10 protein-coding genes are annotated in these 17,122 nt (G+C 44.4%); 2 read left to right on the top strand and 8 right to left on the bottom strand.

Annotated elements, in window-relative coordinates; translation table 11 throughout:
* Both ACX0G7_RS01590 and ACX0G7_RS01585 read right to left on the bottom strand, forming a co-directional pair.
* Entirely contained in the window at nt 1–3,291 is a 3,291-nt protein-coding gene (locus ACX0G7_RS01590; protein WP_458921652.1) for a SusC/RagA family TonB-linked outer membrane protein, read from the bottom strand.
* 189 nt (nt 3,292–3,480) lie between these two features.
* Nucleotides 3,481–5,028, bottom strand: a complete 1,548-nt coding sequence (locus tag ACX0G7_RS01585) for a toll/interleukin-1 receptor domain-containing protein (RefSeq protein ID WP_458921651.1) — start codon at nt 5,026–5,028, stop codon at nt 3,481–3,483.
* 233 nt (nt 5,029–5,261) lie between these two features.
* Here ACX0G7_RS01585 and ACX0G7_RS01580 point away from each other — a divergent pair, with 233 nt between their 5' ends.
* Nucleotides 5,262–6,458 (top strand): exo-beta-N-acetylmuramidase NamZ family protein, encoded by a 1,197-nt coding sequence (locus ACX0G7_RS01580; protein ID WP_458921650.1) that lies wholly within the window; start codon nt 5,262–5,264, stop codon nt 6,456–6,458.
* Nucleotides 6,459–6,461: 3 nt separating this feature from the next.
* Here ACX0G7_RS01580 and ACX0G7_RS01575 read toward each other — a convergent pair whose 3' ends face one another.
* On the bottom strand, nt 6,462–9,116 hold the full coding sequence (locus ACX0G7_RS01575; RefSeq protein WP_458921649.1) for an FtsX-like permease family protein: 2,655 nt from the start codon (nt 9,114–9,116) through the stop codon (nt 6,462–6,464).
* A gap of 5 nt (nt 9,117–9,121) precedes the next feature.
* Nucleotides 9,122–9,460, bottom strand: a complete 339-nt coding sequence (locus ACX0G7_RS01570; protein ID WP_458921648.1) for a PadR family transcriptional regulator — start codon at nt 9,458–9,460, stop codon at nt 9,122–9,124.
* Between the two features lie 129 nt (nt 9,461–9,589).
* Here ACX0G7_RS01570 and ACX0G7_RS01565 point away from each other — a divergent pair, with 129 nt between their 5' ends.
* Nucleotides 9,590–12,016, top strand: coding sequence for an ABC transporter permease (locus ACX0G7_RS01565; protein ID WP_458921647.1), 2,427 nt, complete (start codon nt 9,590–9,592; stop codon nt 12,014–12,016).
* A 607-nt stretch (nt 12,017–12,623) separates the two neighbouring features.
* Here the strand turns inward: ACX0G7_RS01565 and ACX0G7_RS01560 are convergent.
* The 4 genes from ACX0G7_RS01560 to ACX0G7_RS01545 all read right to left on the bottom strand — a co-directional run bounded on the left by ACX0G7_RS01560 (nt 12,624) and on the right by ACX0G7_RS01545 (nt 17,111).
* Entirely contained in the window at nt 12,624–13,265 is a 642-nt protein-coding gene (locus ACX0G7_RS01560) for a trimeric intracellular cation channel family protein (RefSeq protein ID WP_458921646.1), read from the bottom strand.
* A 192-nt stretch (nt 13,266–13,457) separates the two neighbouring features.
* Nucleotides 13,458–15,110, bottom strand: coding sequence for a hypothetical protein (locus ACX0G7_RS01555; protein WP_458921645.1), 1,653 nt, complete (start codon nt 15,108–15,110; stop codon nt 13,458–13,460).
* Nucleotides 15,107–16,156, bottom strand: a complete 1,050-nt coding sequence (locus tag ACX0G7_RS01550; RefSeq protein ID WP_458921644.1) for a substrate-binding domain-containing protein — start codon at nt 16,154–16,156, stop codon at nt 15,107–15,109. Before ACX0G7_RS01550 ends, ACX0G7_RS01555 begins: the two co-directional genes overlap by 4 nt.
* 7 nt (nt 16,157–16,163) lie before the next feature.
* The gene (locus tag ACX0G7_RS01545; RefSeq protein WP_458921643.1) at nt 16,164–17,111 is read right to left on the bottom strand and encodes an ABC transporter permease; all 948 of its coding nucleotides are present in this window, start codon (nt 17,109–17,111) and stop codon (nt 16,164–16,166) included.
* Nucleotides 17,112–17,122: the final 11 nt, after the last annotated feature.

The raw sequence follows: 17,122 nt of genomic DNA, 5'->3' as shown, positions 1-17,122 counted from the left end.
TTAGAAGGTGACATTAATGCCTACTGAAATAGTTTTGGAAGTAGGGTAAACACCATAATCTTCACCGTTGGTTGTGGTTGCCGTGCGGTTACTTACTTCAGGATTGTATCCTTCATAGTTGGTGATGATGAACGGATTTTGTGCCGACACATATAGTCTGGCTTTGGTTAAACCGGTCTTTTGCAGCACGCTTCCACCTAAAGAATAACCAAAAGTTATGTTTCTTATCCTGAGATAACTTCCATCTTCAATGTGCCAGGAGCTGGTGATACCATTCTGACCCTTTCCAACCCTGTTGGCGCGTACATTACCACCGCTGCCAGGATCAGATTCTGATTTCCACCTGTTCAAAGAACCGGCGTAATTGTTCATGTTGCCTTCATGATTGTAAAAGTACCGGCGACCGAGGTTTAAAATTTCGTTTCCATACACGCCTTGCAGTGAGGCAGACAGATCAAAACCTTTGTATTGAAAGTCTGTAGAGAAACCATAAGTAAATTTCGGCTGATAACTTCCGATGATAACCCGGTCTTTTGTAAGATCAATAACCTTATCGCCATCTGCATCCAGGAACTTAAAGTCTCCTGGTTTTGTAGTTGCGAGGTCGAAATTACTGGCGGCATCCACGAAGTGCGGGTAGCCATCCACCTCGGCCTGTGTTTTGAACACACCGGCCTGTTGAGGTAAAAAATAAGATCCAATCTCTTCTCCTACCCGCGTAATAAAGTAGGCATTTGCTACGGAACCTGTATTTATAATGTCAGCATTACCCGGGCCCAGTTCTACTACCTTATTTTTATTGGTAGAAAAGTTACCGGATGCATTCCAGGTAAGATTACCGAATTTTTGTTGTGTCCCGAGGTTCAATTCGAAACCCCTGTTGTTTACCTGGCCAATGTTCACCAGTTGAGTGCTGAACCCGGTAGAGAGGGGAACAGGCACGTTCAGCAAAAGATCAGTGGTGTTGCTGTTATAATAGTCGAAGGAAAAACTCAGGTTATTGCCAAAAATAGTACCATCAACTCCAAGATTTGTCTGTGCTGTTTTCTCCCAGCTCAGATCAGGATTCGGCTGACTGCTTGGTGCGGCACCATTCGTTGCCCCCGGGGTGGCTCCCCCGAAAACGTAAGCATAATAAGATAAAGATCCCAGCGCACCATAGTTGGGGATCTTGAAATTACCGGTGAGACCATAACTGGCTCTCACTTTCAGATCTGAGATGAAGTCGATCGCTTTTACGAAGTTTTCGTCTGACAATCTCCAGCCGGCGGATACGGATGGGAAGTAACCCCATCGATTGTTTGATCCGAATTTGGAGGAGCCGTCCGCCCTCATGGAAGCCGTCAGCAGGTACTTGCCCATGTAGTTATACTGGATCCTGGCTATACCAGAGGCTAGTGTCCACTGGCTCTGTAAAGAGTTTCCGGCGGTTACAATACCTGCATTAAGTGTTGGTATCTGGTTACTGATGAACCCTGAAGACGCAAAGGCATAGTTACTTTTTGCATCGTCTTTCTGCAAGGACCATCCACCTAATACCGCAATGTTATGTTCGTTGATTTTTTTATTATAGGTCAGCGTTTGCTCGACCAGCCAGTTTAATGATGTCCCTGTTTCAGATGACCCCGTTGCATTGGCTTCTGGATTGCCGGCTGTATTCGATAAAGGAATAGTCGATGGCCTGAATTTGTCTGTCCGGTAATTGTACAGGTCATATCCAAAGGTGATCCTGTATTTCAGATCCTTTGTGAACGCTGCTTCTGCAAAAACATTTCCGAGAATACGTGATGAGTTCACATCGAACTTCTGAAGCTGTGCGAGCGCCACCGGGTTCCATGCCTGTGTCTGGTTGTTTCCTGCAACCACGGTGCCATTTGGCAATGTTGTTTTAGCATCCCCGTTCCAAGAGTTCTGCGCAAAACTGTATGAACCATCAGGATTATATACCGGCCAGATTGGAGAGTAATGTAATGCTGATGATACAACACCTCCACCTTCAGCACTGGCATAGGTACCATCGCTGTTGACCCTTTTTTCTTTGATGACTGAAGGGTTGAAGTTAAGTCCGAATTTGAAAATTCCCCGGTTTCCGTCAAGGTTAACACGGGCGCCATACCGGGTGAAATTACTGTTCAGAATGATCCCATCCTGGTTCATGTATTCCAGTGAGGTATAGTAACGGAAGTTTTCTGACCCCCCTGAAACAGACAACGAATGATCCTGCATTAAAGCATCCCTGAATATCTCGTCCTGCCAATCGGTATTGACCAGCCCGGTTGTACCGTTGAGATAAGGCAATACTTCAACCGGGATGATCGTGTTGGTGTTATTCGCTGTATTAACCAGCCTGGTTGGGTTATCATCATTAATACTGAAGTTGATCGGTGCCTGTCCCTGCGACTGGCGGCGAAGATTGTTGGATATCATTTGATCGCTATATGCATTGTTTCTGGCATCGCGCACCAGGGATGCATATTGATAGGCATCAAGCATATCTATTTTACTGGCCACGCTCTGAACGCCGAGCAATGAATTCAAACTTACAACGGGCTTGCCTCTTTTGCCTTGTTTGGTCGTTATCAGTACCACTCCGTTTGATCCCCTTGAACCATAGATGGCTGCAGACGATGCATCTTTCAAAACTTCTATTGATTCAATATCATATGTGTTGAGAGAACTCAGGTTGTTGCCTGAAGTCGGCAGGTTGTCGATAACATATAAAGGTTCGGTTCCGGCAGTGATGGTACCGACACCTCTCACCTTAACCGATAGCGGAGTTCCGGGTTGTCCGGTACCCTGGACCACTTGTACCCCAGCCATCTTTCCCACCATCGCTTCAGCAACGTTGTTGATCGGCAGGTTTTCCATATCCCTGGCTTTTATTCCAACTACCGCCGTGGTTATATCGCGTCGCCGCTGGCTTCCGTAACCTACAACAGTAACCTGGTCCAATCCCTGCGAAGAATCACTCAGCGTTACATTAATAGTAGTGGTTTCGCCGGCTTTGAGGGTATAGCCGGTGAGATTCTGCGATTGATGACCTATCATCCCAAAAGTAAATGAATAGGGTCCCGGAGGCAACTGTAGGAAACTAAAAACTCCGGACGAATCTGTCTGAGTGCCTGAAGTAGCGTTGGTCGTGGAATTGAAGGCCTGGATACTGACCCCCGCAAGTGGTGATCCTTTTTCATCTTTTACTGTCCCCTTTACGGCTGACGTATTCTCCTGGCCATAGCTGATCACAGAGAACAATAGACAAGTCAAGAGGAAGCTGGTGACTTTCCTGCTCATAAGCATTGGTTATTTTGGTTTTAATCTATTATTAAAGGGACTGGCAATATCCTGATTACGAATACAATTTACTTGATTCCGTTCTCTTATCGGGATTAAAGCAAATTATTTCTATGTGAACGACGAAACATGTAAAGTTGGCCAGTGTTTACCAAAATAGAAGTGGTGGTAAGAAGCCTGAGAAAGCTGTTATATCCTGGTGCCTTTTTTTATGATGGCATAGTAAATATTATCTTTTTTTACTTCCCGTTTTTTTAGATCAGACTCTTTCGATTTCACGGGAATCATTTTTCCGTTGGTACCTCTGACCTGCTCAATTTTTATACCCATGAACCGCAATCCAACTATTATGGTACCATTTGCGATTGCTCCCTGTTTTATGATGGTGGTTCCATCTACAACTACATCTTTGGTTACCGCATAGGTTACTGGCTGTACATCTCTTCCCACATCCAGCTCAGGTTGGGTCAGAAGCTTAAGTTCAACCATTACATTTGAACTGAGCATAACAGACGTTTCGGGCCCAGCGGTAGGTGAAGTTGATGTTGATGTCGGTGTTGGTTTTGGCTCGCCGTCAACCTTCAACTGATCGATGTTAGCAACGATAGGAGAGGAATCCCGTTTTGTTATCCGTTGAACAGTGTCGGCTGGTTGTTGACGGGGTTCAGTCTTTTTTTCTTTTGCCTCAGGTCTTTTATTGATTTCTTTTGAAGCCGGAACTGGTTCTTCTGGATCAGTCGTTCTTATCACCGGTTCCTTGACTGTTATCAATGTAGCTGATGCCTGGTTTGCTGTCTTCGTTAAAGTGTCTCCTGATTCTTTTGCAAAACTGTCTTGAGTACCAGCTGCGGTTTGCATGGCCTGACTGGATACATTCATAGTATCCTTAGGGTCCTTATCATTGTTTGTTATCAGAAATGCCGCAAATGCTATAGCGGCGAGCACTGAAAGACCGACGGTGATAAGAAGTGTTTTTTTTCTTGTGCCGGGGTTAGTTTTTTGTGCAGTCGTCGCTTCAGGGCTTACGACTGACGCGGTCCTCAGTTTATGGCTATAAAAAGCCGCTTCATCTTTATGGTCATCAGATGATGTGGTTTTTAAGTAATCCTCGTAGGCCGCGAGCGTATTTGCCGACCTCGTTTTTGCCCAGAGGTCCAGGTCTTTCTGATGCTGCTCTTTCTTATGCTTATCTTCCTGATGCTGCCCGCTTTGATCGTGATCCTTCTGATCGTGATCCTTCTGGTGGTGATCAGTAAGATGAGGTTCACTTTCTGCCGTCAAACTCTTTTCCGCAGGATGAGGTGTGGCAACCGATGTTTTACCCGGTTGTATAGAGGCAATTTTTTCAGCCGGTGGATTTTCAATATCAATGGCTTTCAGCAATTGCCTGAACGCCGTATCATAGTCACCGGTAAAATCAACTCTTTGCAGTCTTCTCAGGCGAAATGGTGTTTCAGTATCAGTGAGAAGGACAGGAATAACTTTTTTATTTTCTTCGAGGGCATATGAAATCTCGTCCATGGCATTATTGGAAAGCATGGACTTTGGTGAAAGTATTGCCAACAGGCAGTTGGAATTATTCAGGGCATCTTCTATTTCGCTATCCCAATGTTTTCCGGGGGGAATGTCCAGTTGGTCAAGCCAGATTGTAGCACCGGCATTACGAAGGTCATTCGCCAGTTTTAAAGCAAAAGCGGAATCATACCGCGAATAGCTAAAAAATATTTTGTCTGACATGATATTTAAGGGGATTAAATATTTGTCTATCCTAAAGCTAGCAAAATTGGATGTAACTAACTTAAAATATTAGACGGCAGGTATTGCGGGGAAGGAAACAAAACTTCATTTGGTTAGCTTAAGTTAGCTGGCAGGATATTGCCGATTTTGTAAAAAAGAGACAATACTGTATACCCTGATCGTTATTAAATGATCAAACCGTATATTCACAGGCTCTTAATAAAAGATTTGTTATGATCAGGATTCTATCTGTTTTAGTTTTTTTCTTCAGTCTGTCTGCAGTTGGCCAATCCGGCAAAACTCAAGGGATAATCACAGGCGCGGAACAAACCTCGAAATATCTTCCATACCTGAAAGGAAAACGGATCGCGATCATGGCAAATCAGACATCTGTCATTGGTAAAAAACACCTTGTTGACAGTCTGAAATCGCTAGGTGTTAATATTGTAAAAGTCTTTGGCCCTGAGCATGGCTTTCGTGGGAAAGCAAGCGCCGGGGTGGAAGTATCCGATGAAGTCGATAAAGCCACGGGTATTCCTATCATCTCTCTTTACGGTAAAAAGAATAAGCCTACAAAGCAGGACATGGCTAACGTCGATATCCTTATCTATGATCTCCAGGATGTGGGCGTGCGGTTTTACACCAATATCAATGCACTGGTTCGCCTGATGGACGCGTGCTATGAGAATGGTAAGGAAATACTGATCCTCGACCGGCCGAATCCAAATGCCTACCTGATCGATGGGCCTATACTGGACATGAAATACAAGTCAGGAATTGGAATGTTTCCACTCCCGATGTCACACGGGCTAACCGTTGGTGAGTTTGCCCAGATGGCTAACGGTGAGGGTTGGTTGACGAACAAAGCGAAATGCAAGATCCGCATCATCCCGGTTGCAAATTACAATCATGACATGCGATATACTTTACCGGTTTCTCCATCGCCAAACTTAAATACCCAGCAAGCGATCCTGTTGTACCCCTCTACCTGTATGTTTGAAGCTACTTATCTTAATCATGGACGGGGCACCTATTTCCCCTTTACTGTTATAGGAAGCCCGGAACTGAAAGGCATATACGAATTCTCCTATACGCCTAAAAGTATAAAGGGTATGTCAGAGACTCCACTGTTCCAGGATTCCGTTTGCTATGGTCTCGACCTGCGCAAATATGATACTGAACTGCTGAGAAAGAGCAGGCAGATAAACCTGAAATGGATAATGGAACTCTATCGCGCTCATCCGCACAAAGAAAAATTCTTTGACTCTAAGCTTAGCAGGGAGATGAACACGATCGAACAACAGATCGGGGTAGGGAACTTCCGGCAGCAGATTATCGATGGTAAGTCTGAAAAAGAAATCCGCGCCAGCTGGGAGCCCGGACTCAGCGACTATAAAAAAATGCGCACAAAATACCTGCTTTACAAATGACGGTTATTCACTCCTCAGACTTTTTACAGGGTTTGACAGCGAAGCCCTGATAGATTGAAAACTAACGGTCAACATGGTGATGAAAATGGCAACGAGTGCAGTTACACCAAATATCCACCACGGGATATTTGTCCTGTATTCATACTTCTGCAACCAGCCCTGCATCATGAAATAACAAACAGGGATGGCAATTAAACAGGAGATCACCACCAAAACAACAAAGTCCTTAGCAAGCATGCCCCAGAGGCTGGATACCGAGGCCCCCATCACCTTGCGAATTCCAATTTCTTTTGTGCGTTGTTCCACCACAAAGGAGGCGAGCCCGGATAAACCGAGACAGGAAATAAAGATCGCAAGCAGGGCAAAAACTCCCGCCAGTTTTCCGACCCGCTCTTCCTCGCCAAATTTCGCGGCATATGCTTCATCAACAAATCTATAATTGAACAAAGCAGTGGGGGCGACCTTTGCCAGCGCGCCCTCAATTTTGTCCAGGGCGTCAGCCGCCCTTATCTCTCCTTTGATCCTGATATGGAGTTGCCTGATATAATCCGGCCGGTAATAATAGATTGTTTGCTTTACCGGCTCGTAAGGTGATCCCATAATTACATTTTTGACTACGCCTATAATTTCCCTAGACCACTTGGGTTTTCCAAATTCGTCGACATCAGTCAGTCGCTGACCCACCGGCGATTTCAAGCCCATGTAATCAGCTGCCGCCTCGTTGATGATGATTGCATCGCTTGTATCGGTCTGCGTCTTCTCTGAAAAATCACGACCCGCGATAATCTGCCATCCTACGGTTTTCCCGAAGTCGGGTGTGATGTTACAGTTCACGAACTCGGCATCTATTACTGGATCCCGCCCCGGCCATTGATACCCGCTGGTGGTGTTCCATATTTCTGTCACAGGGCTTGATGCCCCTGCAACAGAGGCTACCACCCCGGTATTCAACAGCTCTGTTTTTACGAGTTGCAATTTCCCCTGGTAAGCCGGATCATTCATTGACACCGTGATCAGTCCCTGCCGGTCATATCCAACGGGCCTGTTTCGCGCAAAATGAACCTGTTTATAAATAATTACCGTGCCTATTATCAAAACCACTGACACGGTGAACTGAACGATCACAAGGATTTTACGGGGTAGTGCGGCAAAATGGCCATGACGCCAGACGCCCTTCAGGACTTTCACCGGTTCAAATGAGGAAAGATAAAACGCAGGATATATGCCAGCCATCAAACCGGTAAACAGAATGAACGCAACCGACATGATCCAGAAATACGGTTTGTTGAAGGGCAGGTTTATGTCTTTATCTGAAAGTTCGTTAAATCCACTGTTGAGCAAGATGAGCATGAGAATAGAAAAAGCGAAGGCCAGGAATACCACCAGGAAAGATTCTGTCAGAAATTGAAAGATGAGTTGGCGCTTCCCGGAGCCGACGGCTTTGCGTACGCCTACCTCACGTGCTCTTTTTTCCGATCGTGCGGTGCTTAGATTGATAAAGTTGATACACGCCAGCAACAGCACGAATACGCCGATAATACCAAAGAGCCATACAAAAAGTATTCGTCCACCAGCCGGCTTGCCGTTTTCAAATTCACCGTAAAGGTGCCAGGTATTCATTGGAATCAGTTGCAAAAACGGCTTGCGGTCTTTAACTGTGCTGTAGTAATCCGCTGGCATATTCCTGGCATACAAATCTTTTATAACCGCATTAACGGCCCCCGTGCTAACCCCCGGTTGTACCTGCGTATAGATCAGGAATGGGCGATTGTCCCAATCAGTCTCACTTTTCTTTACCCATTCGTTTGCTGATACCCAAAGTGCCCAGGGAGCAAAAAACTGGACTTCGCCGAAACGGTTGTTCCGGAGTATATCAACGTACACACCGGTTACTTTTGCATCCATACGGTTGTCGATCCGCAAGGTTTTGCCCACAGGGTTCTCATCACCAAAGATTGCATTTGCGGTTGACCGCGATAAGACGACCGAATTTGGGTCCTCGAGGCTCTTCCTGGAACCGTGAAGCATCTCGAGCGATAACATGTCAAGCGCACCGCTTTCTATAAACTGGCCCTTTCTTTCGAATTTATTTCCAGCTACAGCGATCGTAAAATCAGCAATATGCCATGCCATAAGCACGTGTTTGAAATATCGGCCATATTGTTTTTCCAGTGTGGCGCCAACGGGATGCTGCATGTTGTATGCACCGCCGATCTCGCCGCTGGTTGGCTCACGTTCACCTGCCCATACCTGCGCTATGCTGTCATGATTTTTATGGTACCTGTTAAAAGACAACTCATCAAAAATCCACAGGCCAATAAAAAAAGCCACTGTCATTCCGATGGCGAGCCCGCTCACATTGATGAATGAATACCCTTTATGCCGGAGGATTCTCCGCCATCCTATTCTTAAATTGCTTCTGATCATAACTGATGGATTGATATATTTTCGCCTCTGGTAGCGCCTGATGATTCCTGGCCTGAACAACAATAAAACGTCCACTATAAACCTGATATCTGCCTTTCGTTTTCCCAGTTCGACGACCCTTTCCCCATACAACTCTATCAGGTCGCCCTCAATATGATCCCTGATTGCGGGCCGGCAATACCATCGGAAAAAACGATGAAACAGACGGGGTGGAGTTAATTTGTTTTCCATTTTATTCAACTGATTTTTAAGCCGAAGGCGGCAACCGGGATCGCGCGCCACATCTCGTTCCGGGTATCCCTGGTATGTTCGATTGCTTTTTTTCCAAGGGCGGTGATCTGGAAATATTTTTTTGGCCTGCCGGCGCGCTCTTCGATGGTTTCGCCTTCGTAAGATTTGATATAACCCTTGTCCTCCAGTCTCATCAGTGCCGTATGCATGGCTCCCATACTCACGTTACGGGATAACCTGGTTTCTATTTCTTTTTTTATAGCCACTCCATAGGCACCTTTATACAAAATGCCGATGGTCAGGATCACTATTTCTTCAAATTCACCGAGTTGAAATTTTTTCATCAGTAGAATAATATTTTCCTAAATGTAGGAAAACTATTATAAAATGTATCACAAACATTTTTCCTGGAAAAAAAGATTTTTCTGTTACATTTTCCCTGGTCGATCGTCATAGAGATTCAAACCACTCTTATGATCAGCAACTATCTCAAAACCGGATGGAGAAATTTTCTTAGAAACAAAGGGTTTACATTTATCAACATTACCGGACTAGCTATGGGACTGGCCTGTTTTATCCTGATAGCTTTGTACGTAACCGACGAGCTTAGCTATGATAAATTCAATGAAAAGGCCGGCAGGATTTACAGGGTGGATTCAGATATAAGATTCGGGGGCAATGACTTGCACCTGGCGGTGAACAGTGGACCGATGGGAGCAACTTTAAAAAAGGATTACCCACAGGTGGAAGAGTTTACGCGTATTTATGGTTTTGGTAACGGTAAACTTGTGAAAAAGGATGATGAGTATATTAATGAGCTGAATTCGGCTCATGTTGATTCTACCTTTTTTGATGTATTCACCTTGCCTGCGGTTTCAGGCAATACGAAAAATGCACTGAATGAACCCAATACAGTGGTCATAACCGAATCAACAGCCAGGAAATATTTTGGCACAAGAGAAGCAGTTGGTCAAACAATAGAGGCTGATAAAACGCCTTACAAGGTCACTGCTGTTATCAGGGATATCCCAAAAAATGCACACTTCAATTTCGACTTTCTTTTCTCCATGGATAACGCTGACTATGGTGCCTTCGAAAGTTTCCTGAGCCATAATCTGCAGACATATATCGTTTTGCAGGAAGGGACGGATTATAAAAAGTTTGAAAAGAACTTTGACCAGGTGTTACAGAAATATATCGTACCACAGGCAAAACAATTCATGCAGATAAACAGCATGGAAGATTTTAAAAAAGCCGGTAACAAACTCGAATATTCACTAACGCCTGTGACTGATATACATCTTAGATCAGATCGTATCGCGGAGTTAGGTCCGAACGGTAATATTCAGTACGTATATATCTTTGGCGCCGTTGCCATATTTGTCTTATTGATTGCCTGTATCAATTTCATGAACCTATCGACCGCCCGTTCAGCGAAAAGAGCGAAAGAAGTAGGGGTCCGGAAAGTGTTGGGCACCGAAAAGGGCTCCCTTATCGCCCAATTTCTTTTCGAATCAATCATCATGGTTACCATCTCACTGATCTTTGCGTTAGGGTTGGCGATTCTTGTGTTGCCTTATTTCAATACTATTGCTGCCAAACAATTGTCTATTTTCAGCCTGTTTAATGCTTATGTTCTGCCATTCCTTATCATATTGCCGCTGGTTGTTGGATTAGTGGCAGGATCGTATCCCGCTTTTTTTCTCTCCCGTTTCAAACCTATTGATGTGCTGAAAGGGAATACGAGGACAGGTTTCAAAAGAAGTACGTTACGTAATTCGTTGGTGGTATTCCAGTTCACCACATCTATCATACTTATCATCGGGACAATCATCGTTTACAAACAGCTTAATTATATCCAGACGAAAAATCTTGGCTTCAACAAGGACCAGGTATTAATTGTCAAGGGTACAGGAGCGCTTGAGCAGAATGCAAAAGCTTTCAAAAATGAGATATTAAACTTCCCCGGTGTAAAAAGTGGCACGCTCAGCGGGTACCTTCCTATTGCAGCTTCTTCCAGAAATGATAACAGCTTTTCCAAAGAAGCGGTGATGGATGTGAGAAATGGCTTTAACATGCAGACCTGGACAATTGATCATGATTATATCAAAACCTTCGGAATGGAGATTATCAAGGGAAGAGATTTTTCGAAAGATTTTCCTTCTGATTCAACAGCTATTATCATCAATGAAACGACAGCAAAGCTATTGGGATATGAAAATCCGCTGGGACAAAAAATATATACAATGGATGAAGACCCTTCAAAAAGAATTGCGTATCATATCATCGGCGTTGTGAAAAACTTCAATTTCAATTCCTTGCGGGAGAACATCGGACCGCTGAGTTTTTTCCTGGGCAGTAGTGAATGGCGGGCTTCCTTTAAAGTAGATACAAAAAATATTGCATCGTTAATAAAAGAGGTGGAGAAGACCTGGAAAAAGCTGGCGCCGGGAATGCCGTTTAGTTACGAATTCCTGGACCAGGGATTTGACAATATGTACCGGGCTGAACAGCGCATTGGGAAAATCGCTATAACTTTTGCTATACTTTCAATTCTAATCGCCTGCCTGGGCCTATTTGGCCTGGCAACATTTATGGCTGAGCAACGTACCAAGGAAATAGGAATCAGAAAGGTGTTGGGTGCATCAGTGGGCAACGTCGTCACTATGCTGTCTGCTGATTTTTTAAAGCTCGTGGCTATATCATTTTGCCTGGCAGTTCCACTCGCATGGTGGGCAATGCATAATTGGCTGCAGGATTTCGCGTACCGTGTTGATATAGGCTGGTGGGTGTTTGTATTGGCAGGTTGGATCGCCCTGATGATTGCATTGGTAACAGTAAGTTTCCGTGCGATCACTGCAGCCCTGGCAAATCCTGTGCTGTCGCTCCGGAGTGAGTGACAAAGCAAGTTCTCTTATAGTAATTTATAAAAGTGATATATAAAAGAGGTCTCTTATAGTGATTTATAAAATATGATTCGCGGCTAAGTTGCTCCGCTTTTTGCAATTTGATTTCCTTTTTCTGTTCTTGCTTCCTCACATAAATTACTAGTTTTAAGGCCTCGGATATATAGCTAGCTTTTATGTGTGATTTAAGATATTGCTGAGTGACGATCATGGGTATGCCACCCAATGTTTCGAGTGTAATCACGTCGAGATTGCGTTTGGAACTTCCCTCATACGATTTCATATCGATCGTTTAGCTGGCTTTGTCAAATACCTGAATAAGGTAAAGGATTCCGCAGAAGTTATTGATCAGGATCTAAAAAACATTCACCCGGATCTCGCTTCCATGTACTCATTCCAGATGATTTTGAATTACAGGGAAATTACCAGCTTATGTAAACGTATGGAGAGGGTGGAAGATGATGTAAAGGCCAATGCTTTGCTAGGCTTGTTTAATTGCCAATCCAATCAATGAGATCCTTGCGTATAGCAACCCGGCCAGTAAACTTTTCTAAAATTATACTTACCAGTAAATACCAGGTCGGGATTAAACTGTCCATGTTCAATCTGTTGAGCTGCCAGGTTTATTATTGGTAATCGACCCGAGCACGGGAAGATGGATATGAAATTTTAATGCAATGATCCGGACAAAGATTATTACCGAGGCTGCTACAAGTTCAGTAAGACTATTTGAAAAATTCAAATTGATGCACACGAAATATACGATACCCCCGGCAACACAAGCGAGCGCATAAATATCCTTTCTTAATAACAATGGTACTTCGTTCAACAAAACATCCCTCACTACTCCGCCCAGTGATCCGGTGATAGCACCCATAACAACGCAAACCCAGGGTGGCAATCCCGTTTCCAGGCTTTTGCTGATTCCAACTATAGTGAATAATCCTAACCCGATAGCGTCAAAAAGAAACAGCGTGTTTCTCCATCTTAGGATTTTCTCTTTAAACAGTAACGTTACCAGCAAAGCTACAGCCGTTGTAAGGAAGTACTTACTATCAAGCATCCAGAACGGAGTGATACCGAGGAATAAATCCCTGGCCGTTCCGCCTCCGATCGCCGTTACCAGTCCGATAATATATGCACCAAACCAGTCGATCTGCTTACGGGATGCCAGCCTGATCCCGCTAATAGCAAATGCAAAGGTTCCGGCCACTTCGATGATAGTTGTAAATAAACTTTCCAATGGGATTATTAATTTTAATCACAGTGTTTGTGTTGAACCGCGAAAATCTAAAACGATTGCAAATGAAATTAGCGAATAATGCTGAATCCGGCAGGGGCGAGGGTGCTATCGGTTAAACGTTCTGGGACAAGTCACTTCTTTAAAGTAAGGATGAATAATATTAAACACATGACCATTGATGTATAGCCGACATTAAGGAGATGGATATGGAAAAAAATGTTCGTCAATGATAAACTTTAGTTTTTCACCGGATGGGTTAACGAATATGATATGTTCTGGTTTTCCGTCAATGATAACGTACACCGCATCAAATCTTTTTATCTGAATCAGTATGTCATAAATTTTTGACTGATGGATAAGTTCAGTTCCTGAGTAATTAATAAGACCCATATCGCCGGTGGTTTGATAAAAGGTCAAAGAGGACGCATTGTGAAGGTTTCGTAAGGTAAGGAGCGTCCAGGCTGCGCCGAAATGTGTATGCAGGCGTCGGTCGGTCATAGTTACTTTTCTATGATGAAAGGTGAGCGGGGACACATGTATTGGCTTCGAAGTAAACTGGCGGCTCGCGGTTATCAACTGTTGCTGGCTTTCCAGGTTTTCTGCTATAGTTCTTAGATCAGCTGCATGAACCTGCGGATTCAAACTGAAGCAAACAAAATCATAATCTGCCTCTGGTGGCCGGTTCCGGTTCAATTCGGCAAATGCTCCATTGGTTCCATATCCGATCCGGATGCCGGGAATAACTTCTTTAAACCTCGGATAAAGGTATGATAGCAGGGGAGGTGTTGTCACATTATTTGAAACCTGTATTGGGAGCAGACTATGAATGAGATCTTTATGCTCCGGGAGAAAGGTCAGTAATTCGGTTGTCTCAACTTCAAATGCAGGGGTGAAAAACACAACAAGTTCCAGCCGGGTTCCAATTTTTACAGCTTCAGAAATGGCCGTCAATAATTCATCTTGCCAGTCTGACGACTGCATAAACAATTCAATCCTGTAATGGTCAAAAGGCAATTTCTTCAATGCGTCAATTTCGATCGTGGTCAATAACGCAGTACCGGTGATCCTGCTATAGCCAATTTTCGGGATTGCGATCTTTTCCTCCTTATGCCCGGCTTTGGTTCGGTCTACTTGTGATATTGCCGCTGAATATTTTGAAAAAGTGAACTCAACCTGCTGATACATCATGTCGCCTTCGGTAATCGAAACAGGAGCAGGTTTGTTGAGCGGTGGACCGTAAGTTTTGTATGAATTGTCGCTCCAATTGCGCTGATCTTCCATCTCAAATACCTCGCCGTCAAATTTCAAACGGATCGAATCACCGGCATCAGTGTTCCAGGTCATTTCCCGAATTCCCTTGACTGGCTGGTGAGGACTTACCTGTTCCGGAAAAACAGCATTGTAAACGGATGAATCCGTCCGGGTAACCAGGATGTTTTTTCCTTTACATGTAGTCACAGGATGCAGAACACATAAGCCGATCCGGTTAGATTTGAAGGTACTCAACGATTCGCCATCCATTGCAAATACTATAGAACTGTCTTGTTTTCCTGTAATGGTGATCCTGGCACGGTAATGAAGCTCATCAAGAAAATATATTGCGGTGTAACTGATCTCAAAAAAGTCTTCACCAATATTTCTCTTTTCTTCTTCAATCTCATAATTCGCAGTTGCCCATGATGAATTGCGCACAGCGGGATAGATCATGCGGACAACTTCCTCACCTCCTGCAATCAGGTACCTGATATTGCCCCGCTCATACCAGCAACTGATATCACCGGCCCGGAGCCGTTCAACCGGTAACATCGGTAGATCGAATGGCAGCTGAACTTCAATGTCACTCATCTTGCATTTACATTTAGAAACTGGTCGACATTTGTTTTATCAATTTCGATAGAACCCGTAATAACGGTTGAAGGAATAGGCACTACACCTGCACGTGCATCATTACCTGAAAGCTTCAGTGTTTTATGGCGCATGTCAAACAGAAACTGTGCCCCCATCCAGGTGAACAATTCTCTTTTTTGTCCCACAAGGTAACTGATCACCCCTTCTTTAACCAATCGCAAATGTTCAGGTTCTGCATCAACGGTGGTCAATATGATTTTCCCTCCTTTGTTGGCTTCTTTAACTGACAGGGCCATGCCCGGACCGGAATTTGAATCAAATCCTGCTATGCCCGAAAGGTCGGGATGTGCAGCCAGCAAATCTGCTGTCAGGCGCGCTGCTGTTTCAACATTTGCCTTGTCGTCGAACTTTCCGACGAATTCGATCTCCGGATATTTTCTTAAAACGTCCTGGAGGCCTCTAAAGCCTGCTTCCATATTTTCCATTCCGAGGATGCCCATACAGGCAACCTTTCCTTTCCCGTTTAATAACTTAACCATTCTTTCTCCCTGCAATCGCCCCATTTCATACCAGTCACTTCCTATAAATGAATGCCTGCCTGAATTCGGGATTTCCGAATCATACACCACGGTTGGTATGCCTGCAGCCACGGCCCTTCTAATGGCAGATGCAATCCCGGGATCCGTTCCATTTATCAGCAATCCTGCCGGCTTACCGGGAATCACCTGTTCCAGCGTTGCAATCTGGCCTGGTACATCCCATTCAGCAGGGCCAAGTATCGAAGTGCGTACTCCCATCTTTTTCCCCCATTCAGTAAATGCTTTTTGGTCGTGATTTACATAAAGAGGAAGATTGATGGCTGTTGTGATCATCACATATTCCTCATTTGGATCGACTTTGTCTGCTGTAATAAATTTATCCGGCAAGCCGCCGGTGACATTTGCGGTTGTCCCTTCACGTGGTGGCGGCTCACAGCTGAGGAAGGCCAGGAGAGCCCAGGTTAACAGCGGTTTTAGGGTGATGAATTTTCCAGGTTTTCGCATGATGAATTTATTTGTTCATTTTACGCAGTAGCCATTGATCAAGTCCCACCGCGGCAATTAATATCAATCCCAAAATTATCTCCTGCCAATATCCTGAAACGCGGGCGATAATGAGCAGGTTATTGATGATCGCCATAAAGAGTGCACCCAAAAAAGCTCCCCATATTTTGCCTGTTCCACCTGAAAGACTCGCACCACCCAGGATCACCGCGGTAATGACCCTGAGTTCCAGGCCTCGGCCTGAGGTAGATAAAGCTGCTCCCAAACGGGAAGCAAGTAAAACACCTGCTATCCCCGCCAATGTTGCAGAAATAACAAAGGCCCAGATCTTCATTTTACCGACTTCTATCCCGGAAAGTTTTGCTGCTTTTTCATTGCTGCCGATAAAGTAATAACGGCGAAAAAAAACGGTTCTTTTTACCAGGAAACTGAATAACAAGACGACGATCAACATATACCAGACAGGCGCCTGTATGGTGAGCAATTTTGATTGCCCTATATAAATAAATTCATACGGAAAATTCTGTATCCCGGCCCCACTGAGCATCAGGGCCATGCCACGTACTATACCCATCATTGCCAGTGTTTGTATCATCGGATTTATACCTGCCTTAGCAATCAATAATCCATTGATCAGGCCAATCAGCATCGAACCTGTTAAGCCAGCGCCTATTGCCAGCAAAAAATTGACATCATGGTAATACATCAGGTAGCCGGTTAATCCCCCGGCGAACGCGACAACCGCACCGACAGACAGATCAAACATGCCGGAGATCAGCAGGATCATCATCCCCACGGCAACGATGGTATCGATCGAAAGATTTAATAACAACTGTGAAAGATTTTCAAGCGTAGCAAACTGATCCGGGTAAATCAATGTTAACAGCACACATAGAATAAGAATACTTATGGACAGCGAGAAAACCCGGTCCTGCAATCGTTCGTTTAATGACATCGAGAATATTT

Source organism: Flavitalea antarctica, from assembly GCF_054461535.1.
The sequence above is the reverse complement of the archived record's forward strand: the minus strand, read 5'-3'. Positions and strand labels throughout refer to the sequence as shown.

What these genes read in the sequence shown, in the direction of transcription:
- ACX0G7_RS01585 (WP_458921651.1), bottom strand. Translation starts at nt 5,028, where the DNA reads ATGTCAGACAAAATATTTTTTAGCTATTCGCGGTATGATTCCGCTTTT.
- ACX0G7_RS01580 (WP_458921650.1), top strand. Translation starts at nt 5,262, where the DNA reads ATGATCAGGATTCTATCTGTTTTAGTTTTTTTCTTCAGTCTGTCTGCA.
- ACX0G7_RS01555 (WP_458921645.1), bottom strand. Translation starts at nt 15,110, where the DNA reads ATGAGTGACATTGAAGTTCAGCTGCCATTCGATCTACCGATGTTACCG.
- ACX0G7_RS01590 (WP_458921652.1), bottom strand. Translation starts at nt 3,291, where the DNA reads ATGAGCAGGAAAGTCACCAGCTTCCTCTTGACTTGTCTATTGTTCTCT.
- ACX0G7_RS01545 (WP_458921643.1), bottom strand. Translation starts at nt 17,111, where the DNA reads ATGTCATTAAACGAACGATTGCAGGACCGGGTTTTCTCGCTGTCCATA.
- ACX0G7_RS01575 (WP_458921649.1), bottom strand. Translation starts at nt 9,116, where the DNA reads ATGGAAAACAAATTAACTCCACCCCGTCTGTTTCATCGTTTTTTCCGA.
- ACX0G7_RS01570 (WP_458921648.1), bottom strand. Translation starts at nt 9,460, where the DNA reads ATGAAAAAATTTCAACTCGGTGAATTTGAAGAAATAGTGATCCTGACC.
- ACX0G7_RS01565 (WP_458921647.1), top strand. Translation starts at nt 9,590, where the DNA reads ATGATCAGCAACTATCTCAAAACCGGATGGAGAAATTTTCTTAGAAAC.
- ACX0G7_RS01550 (WP_458921644.1), bottom strand. Translation starts at nt 16,156, where the DNA reads ATGCGAAAACCTGGAAAATTCATCACCCTAAAACCGCTGTTAACCTGG.